Genomic DNA, 13165 nt, shown 5'->3' with positions numbered 1-13165 from the left:
CTGCACCCTAGCGCAGCGCCCGTGCCGCGCCAAGGGAGCAGAAAGTCGGAGCAGCGCAAGGCATCTGGCCTTCGCGCGCCGCTGCCCTTACCCTGCGCCAAAACGAGATTGGGGCTAGGATGCTGTCAGGGCTGCGCGTGGTGGAATTCGAGGGGCTGGGGCCGGCCCCCTTTGCCGCGATGATGCTGGCCGAGATGGGGGCGGACGTGATCGTGATCCATCGCCCCGGTGCGGGCAATCCGGTGGCAGGCGCGCGCAACCTCTTGGATCGCGGCAAGCGGTCCATCGTGCTCGACCTCAAGACCGCGACGGATGTAGCCACCGCCCGCGCCCTGATCACACGCGCGGATGCGTTGATCGAGGGGTTCCGCCCCGGCGTGATGGAGCGTCTGGGGCTGGGGCCAGAGGTGATGCAGGCCGCCAACCCGCGCCTTGTCTACGGCCGTATGACCGGCTGGGGCCAGACCGGGCCGCGCGCGCAAGAAGCAGGGCATGACCTCAATTACATCGCCACCTCTGGCGCGCTATGGTATGCGGGTGCGCCCGGCACACCACCCCAGACGCCCCCGACTCTCGTGGGCGATGTCGGCGGCGGCGCGCTCTATCTCGTGGCGGGCTTGCTGGCGGGACTTATCCACGCCGGGCGCAGCGGACAGGGCACCGTGGTGGATGCGGCCATTGTCGATGGCTCGGCGCATATGATGGCGCTCTTGATGTCGATGATGCCCACCGGCAACCTCAGCATGGTGCGCGGTCAGAGCCTACTTGATGGCCCGCATTGGAGCGCCGTTTACGCCTGCGCCTGTGGCGGCTGGCTGTCGGTGCAATGCCTGGAGCCACAGTTTTACGCGGAATTCCTGTCGCGGCTGGGCCTGTCGGACGAACCGGATATGACCGCGCAGCACGACCGTGCGCAATGGCCCGAACAGGGCGCCAGATTGGCAGCGATCTTTGCCTCGCACCCGCTGGCGCATTGGGCAGAGGTCTTTGCCGGGTCGGATGCCTGCGTCGCCCCGGTTCTGTCGCCCGAAACGGCAGCGCATGATCCTCATATGGCGGCACGGGGCATCTGGCAGGAGGAGGCCGGCAGCTTGTGCCCCGCGCCCGCGCCGCGCTTTGACGGCGCAAGCCCTAGCATCGCCCCACCGCCCACACGCGGAGAGCACAGCGCCGAAATTCGCGCCTGGCTTAACGCTCCACTCTGACCCTTTGCTAAAGGACCACGCCATGCCCATTTACGTCGATGCCGATGCCTGCCCGGTCAAGGACGAGGTCGAGCGTGTCGGCACGCGGCACGGGCTGCGGATGTTCGTGGTCTCGAATGGTGGGTTGCGCCCGTCGCGCAATCCGCTGGTCGAGACGGTGATTGTGCCGGATGGCCCCGACGTGGCGGATATGTGGATTGCCGAGCGCGCGGGGCCGGGGGATGTGGTGATCACCGGGGATATCCCGCTGGCCGCGAAATGTGTGGCGGCTGGCGCGCTGGTGCTCAAACACAATGGCGAGGCGCTGACCGGTGCCAATATCGGCAATGTACTGGCGACGCGCGATCTGATGACCGACCTGCGCGCCGCCGATCCGTTCCGGCAGGGCGGCGGCAAAGGGTTTACAAAGGCCGACCGCTCGCGTTTTCTCGACGCGCTGGAACGGGCGGTGCGCGCGGCGGCCCGTAACATCTGAAGGACCCCCATGACGACAGCCATCACTATTCAGCGCTCCAACCTCATTGGCGCCGCCTATGCGCTTGCGGCGGTGTTGTGCTTTTCCCTCAACGATGTGGGGATCAAGTTCCTGTCTGACAGCTATGCGCTGCATCAGGTGGTGTTCATCCGGGCACTCGTGGGCATGGCGGCCTTTCTGGCCTTTGTGATGCCCTTTGCGGGCGGTCTCGCCCTCTTGCGCACGCGCCGCCCGAGAATGCACCTTCTGCGCGGCCTCTGCGTGGTCAGCGCCAATACCTGTCTCTTTCTCGGGCTGGCGGCGATGCCGATTGCCGATGCGGTCGCGGTGTTCTTTGTCTCGCCCTTGGTTATCACGGTGTTTTCCGTGCTGTTCCTACAAGAGACCGTCGGCACGCGGCGTTGGGCCGCCATTGGCGTGGGCTTTTTCGGCGTGATGGTGATCGTGAAACCGGGCACGGCAGCGTTTCAACTTGCCTCGCTCTTGCCGGTTGCCGCGGCCTTTCTCTATGCGGTTATGCACATTCTGGCACGCAAGATCGGCGGCACTGAAACTGCGCCAACCATGGCGTTCTATATCCAACTGACATTCATCATCGCCAGCACGATCATTGGCCTCAGCTTTGGCGACGGGCGTTTTGCCGGGATGGGGCATCCTTCGCTGGAGTTCCTGTTTCGCGCCTGGGTCTGGCCTGATCCAGGGGATTGGCCGATCCTGATCATGCTGGGCATTTCCGGCATGTTGGGCGGTCTCTTCATCTCTCAGGCGTACCGCCTATCCGAGGCCGCCTTTGCCGCCCCCTTTGAATATGTGGCCATGCCGATGGCGATCATGTGGGGGGTGACGGTGTTCGGCACCTGGCCCGATGCCACCGCGTGGATCGGAATTGCCCTCATTGTGGGCTCTGGCCTCTATCTCTTGTGGCGCGAGTCGGTCAAGGATGCGACGCTGGCCACCAAGGGCCCGACCTATCGCCGCTAAACACAGGAGAGACGCATGAGCCTGACGATCATTCCTTTTGCCCAAGGCGAGGCGCATCTGGAGTGGCGGGGTCTTTGCGCGGCATTCGAGGCGGGGCACCGACTGCCCAAGGCCGAGATTGCCGATACGCTGCTCTATCGCGGCCGCGATACGCTGCTCAACCGGGCGGCATGGATCGACGGGATGGGACTTGCCGTGAAATCCGCCACGATCTTTCCGGGCAATCCAGAGCAGGGCGCGCCGATGATCAACGGGGCGGTCAACCTCTATTCCGATACCGATGGCACGCTGGAGGCGCTGGTGGATTTCCACCTTGTGACCAAGTGGAAAACCGCAGGCGACAGCCTCTATGCCGCCACGCGGCTGGCCCGGCCCGATAGCGAAACCATCCTGATTGTCGGCGCAGGCACCGTGGGTCGCTCGCTCTGGCAGGCCTATCGCGCGCTTTTCCCGCAGGCGCGTTTCAGCGTCTGGAACCGAACCCGTGCAAATGCTGCTGCGATGGCCGCTGCCTGTCACGGGATCACAGTGGCCGAGGATCTGGAAACGGCGGTGCGCGCGGCGGATATCATCACCTCTGCCACCATGTCCACCGATCCGCTCATCAAGGGTGACTGGCTGCGCCCCGGCCAGCATCTCGATCTGATCGGGGCGTATCGGCCTGACATGCGCGAGGCGGATGATGCGGCCATCGCGCGGGCGCGGGTGTTTGTCGATAGTTTCGATACCACGGTGGATCATATCGGTGAGATCATGACACCACTGGCGAGCGGCGTGATCACCCGCGACCACCTCATCGCCGATTTCTATGATCCTGAGAGATTTCGACGGCACGCGCCCGAGGAGATCACCCTTTTCAAAAACGGCGGCGGGGCGCATCTCGATCTGATGACCAGCCGCTATATCCTCGATGCCTGGAGGGCTGTGGCATGATCTGGTTCGGACTGCTCATGCTTGCAGGGTTGGCCATCGCGGCCCCATTCCTTCGGGAGGCGATGAAACCCGCGATGACCGATCATCTCCGCAAGGACGCCCCCGGCGATTTCGTCACGTTGTCACGCGGCAAGACCCATTATCGCTGGCTGGGCGCCACGCGCGGGCCGGTGGCGGTCTGTGTGCATGGTCTCACCACGCCCTGCTTTGTCTGGCATGGCATCGCGGCGGGACTGGGCAAACTTGGCTACCGCGTGCTGGTCTATGACCTCTATGGGCGCGGCTATAGCGACCGGCCCGACGGCCCGCAGGACAGCGCCTTTTTCATCACCCAGCTTGAGGAGTTGCTCGAGGATCAGGGGATCGCAGGGGATTTTACGCTTGTGGGCTATTCCATGGGCGGCGCGATTGCCACGGCCTTTGCCGCGCTGCATCCCGAGCAGCTACGCGCGCTGGTGCTGATAGCACCTGCCGGGCTCGGGCATGATCTGGGGCGCTTGGCCGAACGGGTCGCGCAGGGTGGACCGCTGGCGCAATGGCTGATGCTGTCAGGTTTCCCGCGCAGCTTTCGCAAGGGCTGCGAGGCAGAGCGGCACCTGCCCAGCAGCGTGCCGGGCATTGTCGATCTGCAACAGGCCCAGCTGCGCTATCGCGGCTTTGTGCCTGCCGTGGCGCGCTCCATCAGTGGGATGGTGTCCGAGGATTTGACCGAAGAGCATGCCGATATCGCCAAAACGCGGCTGCCGGTGCTGGCCATCTGGGCGCGCGAGGATACGATCATCCCGCTGCGCAGTATGGCACGTCTGGCTGAGATCAACCGCAGCGCGCGGCAGGAGGTAATCGAGGGTGCAGGCCATGGTCTGACCTATACCCATAGCGAAGAGGTGCTGCGCGCCATGCGCGATCTCATGCGCGATTAGGCTGGCTGTAACTGCCGTTCCTTTACCGGCAGGTGGACGATTGCCGAGAATGCGCCAACCCCAACGCCGATCCACCACACCATCGTGTAATCGCCATAGAGATCATACATCTTGCCGCCCAGCCAGACGCCCATGAAGCTGCCAAGTTGGTGGGAAAAGAACACGATCCCATAGAGCGTGCCCATGTAACGCAGCCCGTAAAGATGCGCGATGAGGCCCGAGGTCAGCGGCACGGTGGCCAGCCAAAGCGCCCCCATCGAGACCGAAAAGAGCAGCACCGTCGCAGGCGTGATCGGCGTCATGATGAACGCCGCCGCAATCAGGGTCCGGCCCAGATAGATGCCCGCCAGCAGGTTTTTCTTGGAGTAGCGCTTGCCCAGCCAGCCAGCCGTGAGGGTGCCCGCGATATTGGCCAGACCAATGATCGAAATCGCCACAGCGCCCAGCGCCGAGGTGGTGGTGATGCCGATGTTATGCAGCGCCCCACCGGGCAGGATCGGGCCGCACATTTCGGTGACAAAGGCCGGGAAATGCGCGGTGACAAAGGCCAGTTGATAGCCGCAGCTGAAGAAACCCAAGAAAATCAGCGTAAAGGACGGATCGCGAAAGGCGCGGCGCAGGATCGTGCCCATCGATTCCTCGATCACTGCGCGCCCCACCGGCTCGGGCGCGCGCATCAGGGGCAGCATGGCCAAGACAGCGATGATCACGGCGGCAAAGATGAGAAATACGCTCTGCCATGTCATCAGCGACAGCAGGAATTCCGCCAGCGGCGCGCCAAACACCTGCCCAGCCGATCCCGCAGCGGTGGCAATGGCGAGGCTCATCGAGCGGTTCTCGTCCGAGCTTGCCCGCCCCACCACGGCGAGGATCACGCCAAAGCCGGTGCCCGCGATGCCAAACCCCACGAGGATTTCATACATCTGATGCGCCTCGGGCGTGACGGCAAAGGACGATAGCACCAGACCCGCCGCATAGGTCAGCGCGCCCAGAATGATCGCCTTTTGGTCGCCGATTTTTTCCGCGAGCGCGCCGAAGATGGGCTGACCAATGCCCCACGCAAGGTTCTGAATGGCGATGGCGAGTGAAAATTCGGCGCGAGGCCAGTTGAACTCGGTCGCAATCGGAATCTGGAACACGCCGAACGATGCGCGGATCGCAAAGGAGATCAAAATGATCACGCAGCCCGCAACGAGCACGGGGGTAATCAGAGGTTTGGATTTCAGCATATTGTCCTCGCGCGATGTTGACGCAGATTACGGAAATGCACGGGGGCGTCAATTCACGCTTTGTGATGGGGGTCATCACGTTCTGCGTCACCTCAGGAGTTGCGACACCATACGGCTATCCCCATCGGCCAAGGCCTCGATCACATCGAAATGGTGCCGCCCCTTGGCAATCTCATGGCCCGCGTTCCACGCCTCTGCCAACCACCGCGCCTGATCCAGAAACACCGGCCGCTCGTCAGAGCCGACCCAGACCGTGACCGGCACGGGCCGAGGCCGCATGAGCGCCGGGCTCTCAGCCTCTGCCGCCGCCCGGTCAAGCCGGAAGTGTTCGTTCATCGAGGTTTGCAGCAATGGCCGCAGGTCCGACACCGGGGAAATCGGCATGACGCGGCTCAACCGCGCCGCCACATCACTGGGAAGAACCCCCGGCACCGCCATCCGCGCCACCAGATGCGCGCCCGCCGAATGCCCGACGAGGGCTATCGGCCCGTTGCTCTGCGCCGCAAGAACGCAAACCGCACGGGCAATCTGCCGGGTGATGTCCGAAATACGCACCTCCGGGCAGAGGTCATAGGACGGCATCGCCACCGCCCAGCCTCGCGCCAGCGCCCCCGCTGCCAGATGGGACCAAAAGGACCGATCGAAGCGCAACCAATAGCCGCCATGCACAAAGATGCAGAGCCCCCGCGCCGTATCCTTGGGGTGAAAGAGATCAAAGGCCTGCCGCTTGCCGTCGCCATAGGGCAGGCCAAGCTCGGCACGCCGCTCTGCGCTTAGTCGGGCGCGGAACGCCTCGGCCGCGACGGTCCAGCGCGCCGGATACTGGGCCCCACCGGGAATATAAGGTACATTGGCATAGGCATCGTCCAGTTCCACAGCGCATTCTCCCTTATCTGGCCCTAGACATTCCTAGCCCAAGCTGGTCTGTGTTTGCGAGACCAAAAGCCATGCCAAGAAGGAAACGCCATGACCAAGACCGACCTGAAATCCATGCTCAAGGACCCCAGCCTGCTCTGCGAACGGGCCTATATCAATGGCGAGTGGGTGGATGGCGACAATGGCACCTTTGAGGTGACCAACCCGGCACGCGGTGAGGTCATCGCGCATGTGGCCGACCTCAGCCGCGCGCAGGTAGCGCGCGCGATTGCCGCCGCCGAGACCGCACAAAAGGAATGGGCGAAATGGACCGGCAAGGAACGCGCCGCCGTTCTGCGCCGCTTCTTTGACCTGATGATGGAGAACCAGCACGATCTGGGCGTTATCCTGACCTCAGAGCAAGGCAAGCCACTGGCAGAGGCCAAGGGCGAGGTCGCTTATGGCGCGGCGTTCATTGAATTCTTTGGCGAAGAAGCCAAGCGGATCTATGGCGAGACAATCCCCGGTCACCAGCGTGACAAACGGATCACGGTGATCAAACAGCCGATCGGTGTCGTGTCATCCATCACGCCATGGAACTTCCCCAACGCGATGATCACGCGCAAAGCGGCCCCGGCGCTGGCGGCGGGATGCTCTTTCGTTGGCCGCCCAGCTGCGGAAACGCCGCTTTCTGCGACCGCGATGGGCCTTTTGGCAGAGCGCGCAGGCATTCCGGCGGGGGTGTTCAACATCGTCACCTCGTCGCGCGCCTCCGAGATTGGCAAGGAATTCTGCGAGAACCCGGCCGTGCGCAAGATCACCTTTACCGGCTCGACCGAGGTGGGGCGCATCCTCTTGCGACAAGCCGCCGGTCAGGTGATGAAATGCTCGATGGAACTGGGCGGCAACGCGCCGTTCATCGTGTTCGACGACGCCGATCTCGATGCGGCAGTCGAGGGCGCGATCCTCTGCAAGTTCCGCAACAATGGTCAGACCTGTGTTTGCGCCAACCGGATCTATGTGCAGGCGGGAGTTTACGACGCCTTTGCCGCCAAGCTGAAGGCGGCAGTCGAAAAGCTCAAGATGGGCGACGGCATGGACGAGGGCGTAGCCCTTGGACCGCTCATCAACGCCGATGCCATCACCAAGGTTCAGGAACATGTGGCCGACGCCAAGGCCAAAGGTGCCACGGTCATTCTCGGTGGTGGAGAGCCGACGCAGGGTGCGGGGTATTTCCTGCCCCCCACCATCGTCACTGGTTGCACGCAAGATATGCAGTTTGCGACTGACGAGACATTCGGTCCGCTGGCACCGCTCTTCAAGTTCCAGACAGAGGACGATGTGATCGCCATGGCCAATGACACGATCTTTGGACTGGCCTCTTATTTCTATGCCAAGGATCTCAGCCGCGTCTACAAAGTGGCCGAAGCGCTGGAATACGGGATCGTCGGCGTCAACACCGGGATTATCTCGACCGAAGTTGCCCCCTTTGGCGGCGTCAAGCAATCCGGGCTTGGCCGCGAAGGCAGTCATCACGGGATCGAGGACTTCCTCGAAATGAAATACATTTGCATGAGCATCTGACCAAAGCGGTACTCGACCAAAGGCGGGGCAATCGCTAGGATGCCCGCAACTCTAGTTGCAAAGGAGGCAGGCGATGCCCCGCTCGATCCTTTTGGCCAGTTTTCTGACCTTCTTGTCTGCGGTCGTGGCACAGGCACAGGACGAGACGCGCACAGTCTCTGGCGGTCTTGGCTATCTGCAACGCATCGCCTTGCCTCCCGACGCTCGCGCCGTCGTCGTGGCCGAAGGGCGTTTCGGAACCATGCTGGGTGAAGTGACGATTGACGCGGATGGCAAACAGGTGCCGTTACCGTTTGAAATGACGGTGCCTGCCGATCTATCGGGACGGCTGAGCGCGGTAATCCGGGTACATAACCAACCGCGTTGGATTCTGCGGGACCTGCCCTTTGCAGCTGGGACGGAACCGGTCGACCTCGGCACACTCATTCTGGAGCCGGTCTCGGCACTGGCCTTTGCCGTCGATTTTATCTGTGGGGATACCACAGTTTCCTTTGGCATGTTGGGGAATGAAATTGTCCTGCGCGCCGAGGGGCGAGATATTCCTATGAAACAGGCGGTATCCGCCTCTGGCGCGCGATTTGAGGGCATCAAAGACCGGGATACGGAATTTTGGAACAAGGGCGACAAGGCCATGGTCCGGTTAGAAGGACGGGATCTGCCCGAATGTCAGGAGGCACCGCCACCGCAACAGCAGATCTATCGTGCCGGAGGCAATGAGCCCGGGTGGTCCGTCGTGTTAAACGATACCGCCATAATCACCGCAGATTACGGTGAGATCACCCACACTCTTCCTCGTCCCGATGTGCAGGTCCTGCCCGGCGCCTACGTGTTTGATATGTCCGATGTCGAGGCACGCCTGACGATCCGCGAGGGGATTTGCAGGGACGATGCCACTGGCATGCCGCATCCAGACGCGGCGGCCCTGAACCTTGGCGGACGAACGTTCCAAGGCTGCGGTGGTGCGCCTGAGGACTTGTTGGTTGGATCAACCTGGCAGGTCATGTCCTTGGGGGATGCAGAGTTGATCGAGCCAGAGCAGCTATCCCTGAACTTCACGGCACCGGGTCGGCTGGCCGGCGGCACAGGCTGCAACCGTTTGGTCGGGGGCTACACACTGACTGGTGAGGGGCTGCATTTTGGCTCCATGGGCAGCACATTGATGGCCTGCCCTGAACCGCTGATGGACCAAGAGCGCCGCATGCTCGATGCGTTGGAACAGGTGGCGCGATTCGATATCACCGAGGATGGCGCATTGCACCTGATCGGTGGGTCCGAAGACAGCCTGCTGATCGAAGCGCGGCGTCCCTGAACAGCCAACGCTCGGCCAGAGGGGTCTGACCGAGCTTGGCTTGAGGCGCTTAGTTCACCTTGTCGGCGTCCACCACATCCTTGGTGACAATGTCGCCGCTGGCAATCGCGATACGACGCGGCTTGAGTGCTTCGGGCACTTCGCGGCGCAGGTCGATGTGCAGCATCCCGTCGGCATGTGTGGCCCCCATCACGCGCACATGATCGGCGAGTTGGAAACGACGCTCAAAAGCCCGCGTGGCGATGCCGCGATGCAGATAGGTGCGGCCTTCGGTTTCGTCGCTTTTGCGCGCCGAGACGACAAGCGAGCCATCCTTCACGTCGACACCTAAATCATCAGCGGCAAATCCAGCCACCGCAATCGAAATGCGATAGGCATCGTCGGCGGTTTTCTCGATATTGTAAGGCGGATAGGTCGGCTGTGTCACATCGCTGGCCATCACGCGGTCCAAGAGATCAGCGATCTGGTCGAAACCGACCGTGGCACGATAAAGCGGAGCTAGGTCAAAATTACGCATGGGTCATCCTCCATTGAGCGATACCAAAGTTGCGCCTTCCCCTGTGGGGACAGGCTATACGTCCGGCCCGTCCTGCGGCACCGGAACACCTGTGATTTGGGAAGTGCTCTAGCGGCTGTCAAGACCCCAGCCCGTGCGCTTAGGGCCGCGCAAACTTCGCCCCAGAGGTCGCCGCATCCCCGCCCACCGTCACGCGCCGGAACCCCGGGTTTGCCGCAAGCGGGCGCGAGGCCGCCGCACGCAGATCCTTTTTCAGCCGCGCCACGAGGTCGGGCAGGTCCATGCCATAGGCGCGGCTTTCGCCGCCGGCCCAATTGCCACCGCTGACCAGCGACAGGATCCGCACCCGCCCGCCATCCCGCGCGAAGACCGGCGCGCCGGACGAGCCGTTGATCACTGCGCAATCAAACCCCATGACCCCCTCGGACCGCCACAAGAGACCGCAATCACGCTGCCATGACGGGGCCTTGTCTCGGTCCCGGCCATAAGAAACGACGCTGACCCGCTGTCCCGGCGCAGGGGTGGCCGCAAGGTGAAACGGCGACGCGAGGGCCGCAGGAATTGGGGTGGTCAGGTGCATCAGGGCGACATCGCGCCGGACATTCTCGGCCTGCATCCCTGCCGCCGGATCATATCCGGGTGCAACCACATAGCGTGCCACGCCAGACTCGGCGATGACGACGCCATCGCGCAGACCGGCGCGAAACCGGATGATGTCGGAAGGGATCGCACGTTGCGCTCGGTCAAAGACACAATGCGCCGCCGTCAGAACCTGATCGGGGGCAATCAGAACGCCCGTGCAATAGCCATCGCGCCCAAGGTCGACCCGGCCCACCGCCTCCCACCCAAAGAGATCGTCGCGGTCGGTCAGTCGAATAAGGCCGCTTGTCTGCGCCATAGCGCCCGATGCGCTGAGAACGAGCGCCACAAGACAGGCGCGCCAGCCTCTCATGGCTTGGCGAATTTCGCGCCGGTATCGCGGCGGATACCGGAGGTGAACATCTTGGGCGCTGCGTCCTGAAACACGCCGCCGCCCTCATCCAGCGTCGCGCGCAGCACCCGTAACGGATCGGTCAGTTGTGTGCCCAGCGATACCTTGCGCCCCTCGACCTCAGCCATAGCCGAGACAACCGAGACAATGCGCGGCACCCCGCCTTCAAAGCTGAAGATCGGCGCCCCGCTGGATCCGAAATCCACATCGCAGGACATGACCAGAACGCCATCCTGACGCGCCAGAACTTCGCAGATATTTTGCAGCGAAGGCGCCTCGGATCGGTCGCGGGCATAGCTGACAACGCCAATCTTTTGTCCCTTGCGCGGGCGCTCGTCGGTCTCGAACGGGGTCACGCGCGTGTTGTTGATCGGGTGATACAATTCGAGCAGCGCGACGTCGTTGCGCACGCGATCTGCGGTCACATCGGTCGCCGGTGCATAGTCGGGATGTGTCACCGCACGGCGCACCGAGCGGTAGGCCGCCGCGCGGCCATTGCGCCACCCGGCCATGAACTCGATCCGCGCTGGATCGAGCCGCGCGCCGGTTTCCTTGTCAAAGAGGCAATGCGCCGCCGTCAGCACCAGATCGGGGGCCACCAGCGCCCCGGTACAAAACCCGCGCCCGCCCAATTCCAGCCGCCCCACAGCCTCCCACTGGCGGGCTTCGTCGCCGACATCCAAGCGTTGCAATCGGCTGTCCTGCGCCATCGACGCGCCTGCGATGCAGGCTGACAGAAGGGTGATGATAAGGCGCAGCATGAGGTCTCCGACCGGGTCCAGACACTTGCCGGATAGCAAGCGTTTTGGGCCAGATTATGACCGGATCAGCGCAGGATCGGAACCCCGGTCATCCCTTGGGCCGCGCGGCTCATGGCGGGCGGTTTCGGGCCCCCCGTGGCCCAATCCAGCAACTCGACCGTGTGGACCACCGGAATCCCGGTGCCAGAACCGATCTGCATCATGCAGCCGATGTTGCCCGCCGCGATCACATCAGGCTTTTTCGCCTCCAGCGTCCGCACCTTGCGCGCCTTGAGCTGTTTGGAAATCTCGGGCTGCATCAGGTTATAGGTGCCCGCCGATCCACAGCACAAATGACTGTCTGCCGGTTCCACCACCGCAAATCCGGCCCGCTTGAGCAGGTCCTTGGGAAAGGTCTTGATCTTTTGTCCATGTTGCAGCGAACAGGCGGCGTGATAGGCGATCACCATCTCCTTGTCCTCGCCCTGCGGCAGATCGAGCTGCATCAGGATTTCGCTCACATCCATGGCAATCTCGCTCACGCGCGCGGCATCCTGCGCCAGCGTCTCGTGCCGGAACATATGCCCGTAATCCTTGACCGTGGTGCCGCACCCGCTGGTGTTGATCACGATGGCATCAAGGCCCGCGCCATCCATCTCACTCGCCCAAGCCTTGATATTCTTGGCCGCCGTCGCGTGGCTTTCATCAGTTTTGCCCATGTGATGCGTCAGCGCCCCGCAACAGCCCGCCCCCTCGGCCACCACCACCTCGCATCCCAGCCGTGTGAGCAGGCGGATCGTGGCATCGTTGATGTCGGTGTTGAGCGCCTTTTGCGCGCAGCCCGTCATCAAAGCCACGCGCTTTTTACGCGTCCCTTGCGGCGCAAAACTCTGCGGATCGTCATTGCGGCTCACGGGCGGCACCTGTTTGGGGGCCATCTCGAGCATCGCGCGCAGCCGCGCATCGGGCATCAGCCGCGCGAAAGGCCGCCCGATCTTGGCCCCAAGCAAAGCCAACCGGAACCGCGTTGGATAGGGAAGGATACGCGCCAGAATCCAGCGCAGCGCGCGATCCCCCAAGGGACGCTTGTAGCGCTCTTCGATATACTCCCGCGCCTGATCCACCAGATGCATGTAATGCACGCCAGAGGGGCAGGTCGTCATGCAGGCCAGACAGGACAGGCAGCGATCAATATGCTTGACCGTCTTGGCATCCGGCACGCGGTCATTTTCCAGCATATCCTTGATGAGGTAAATCCGCCCTCTCGGACTGTCCAACTCATCACCCAGAACCTGATAAGTCGGACAGGTGGCGGTGCAGAACCCGCAATGCACGCAAGAGCGCAGGATCTCGTTGGCGCGGGCAATCTTGGGGTTTTCAAGTTGTTCGGCGGTGAATTCGGTTTTCATCTATCTCTACTTTCCCG

Annotated in this window: 13 protein-coding genes; 7 read left to right on the top strand and 6 right to left on the bottom strand. The window is 62.8% G+C overall.

Going from position 1 to position 13165, the window contains the following annotated elements; all coding sequences use genetic code 11:
- The first annotated feature begins 119 nt into the window (after positions 1-119).
- From VR71_RS18325 to VR71_RS18305, 5 genes are read left to right on the top strand one after another with little or no spacing between them, the layout of a single operon-like run.
- Positions 120-1205, top strand: a complete 1086-nt coding sequence (locus VR71_RS18325; RefSeq protein WP_045686067.1) for a CaiB/BaiF CoA-transferase family protein — start codon at positions 120-122, stop codon at positions 1203-1205.
- A gap of 22 nt (positions 1206-1227) precedes the next feature.
- Positions 1228-1680 (top strand): YaiI/YqxD family protein, encoded by a 453-nt coding sequence (locus tag VR71_RS18320; protein ID WP_009816629.1) that lies wholly within the window; start codon positions 1228-1230, stop codon positions 1678-1680.
- Positions 1681-1689: 9 nt separating this feature from the next.
- On the top strand, positions 1690-2661 hold the full coding sequence (locus tag VR71_RS18315; RefSeq protein WP_045686066.1) for a DMT family transporter: 972 nt from the start codon (positions 1690-1692) through the stop codon (positions 2659-2661).
- 15 nt (positions 2662-2676) lie between these two features.
- Positions 2677-3594 (top strand): ornithine cyclodeaminase family protein, encoded by a 918-nt coding sequence (locus tag VR71_RS18310; RefSeq protein WP_045686065.1) that lies wholly within the window; start codon positions 2677-2679, stop codon positions 3592-3594.
- The gene (locus tag VR71_RS18305; protein ID WP_045686064.1) at positions 3591-4514 is read left to right on the top strand and encodes an alpha/beta fold hydrolase; all 924 of its coding nucleotides are present in this window, start codon (positions 3591-3593) and stop codon (positions 4512-4514) included. Before VR71_RS18310 ends, VR71_RS18305 begins: the two co-directional genes overlap by 4 nt.
- Here VR71_RS18305 and VR71_RS18300 read toward each other — a convergent pair.
- Positions 4511-5743: an MFS transporter gene (locus VR71_RS18300; protein ID WP_009816633.1), complete on the bottom strand. Its 1233-nt coding sequence runs from the start codon at positions 5741-5743 to the stop codon at positions 4511-4513. The genes VR71_RS18305 and VR71_RS18300 overlap by 4 nt on opposite strands.
- 87 nt (positions 5744-5830) lie before the next feature.
- Positions 5831-6619 carry an alpha/beta hydrolase gene (locus VR71_RS18295; RefSeq protein WP_045686063.1) on the bottom strand — a complete coding sequence of 263 codons (789 nt, stop codon included), beginning with the start codon at positions 6617-6619 and terminating at the stop codon, positions 5831-5833.
- Between the two features lie 90 nt (positions 6620-6709).
- Between VR71_RS18295 and VR71_RS18290 the strand changes: the two genes are divergently transcribed.
- Complete coding sequence (locus VR71_RS18290) at positions 6710-8182, top strand: NAD-dependent succinate-semialdehyde dehydrogenase (RefSeq protein WP_045686062.1); 1473 nt, start codon at positions 6710-6712, stop codon at positions 8180-8182.
- 73 nt (positions 8183-8255) lie between these two features.
- Positions 8256-9491, top strand: coding sequence for an META domain-containing protein (locus tag VR71_RS18285; protein ID WP_045686061.1), 1236 nt, complete (start codon positions 8256-8258; stop codon positions 9489-9491).
- A 49-nt stretch (positions 9492-9540) separates the two neighbouring features.
- On the opposite strand, the gene VR71_RS18280 is transcribed toward VR71_RS18285, so the two are convergent.
- From VR71_RS18280 to glcF, 4 genes are all read right to left on the bottom strand, one after another.
- Positions 9541-10008 (bottom strand): Hsp20 family protein, encoded by a 468-nt coding sequence (locus VR71_RS18280; protein WP_009816637.1) that lies wholly within the window; start codon positions 10006-10008, stop codon positions 9541-9543.
- A gap of 139 nt (positions 10009-10147) precedes the next feature.
- Positions 10148-10960, bottom strand: coding sequence for a trypsin-like peptidase domain-containing protein (locus VR71_RS18275; RefSeq protein ID WP_045686060.1), 813 nt, complete (start codon positions 10958-10960; stop codon positions 10148-10150).
- On the bottom strand, positions 10957-11760 hold the full coding sequence (locus VR71_RS18270; RefSeq protein WP_045686059.1) for a trypsin-like serine protease: 804 nt from the start codon (positions 11758-11760) through the stop codon (positions 10957-10959). The genes VR71_RS18275 and VR71_RS18270 overlap by 4 nt, the downstream gene beginning before the upstream one ends.
- Positions 11761-11825: 65 nt before the next feature.
- On the bottom strand, positions 11826-13148 hold the full coding sequence (glcF, locus tag VR71_RS18265) for a glycolate oxidase subunit GlcF (protein ID WP_045686058.1): 1323 nt from the start codon (positions 13146-13148) through the stop codon (positions 11826-11828).
- Positions 13149-13165: the final 17 nt, after the last annotated feature.

This window comes from Roseovarius sp. BRH_c41, assembly GCF_000961715.1.
In the GTDB taxonomy this organism is placed as follows: domain Bacteria; phylum Pseudomonadota; class Alphaproteobacteria; order Rhodobacterales; family Rhodobacteraceae; genus Roseovarius.
Note: the sequence above shows the minus strand (reverse complement) of the source record. Positions and strands in the feature narration are given on the sequence as shown.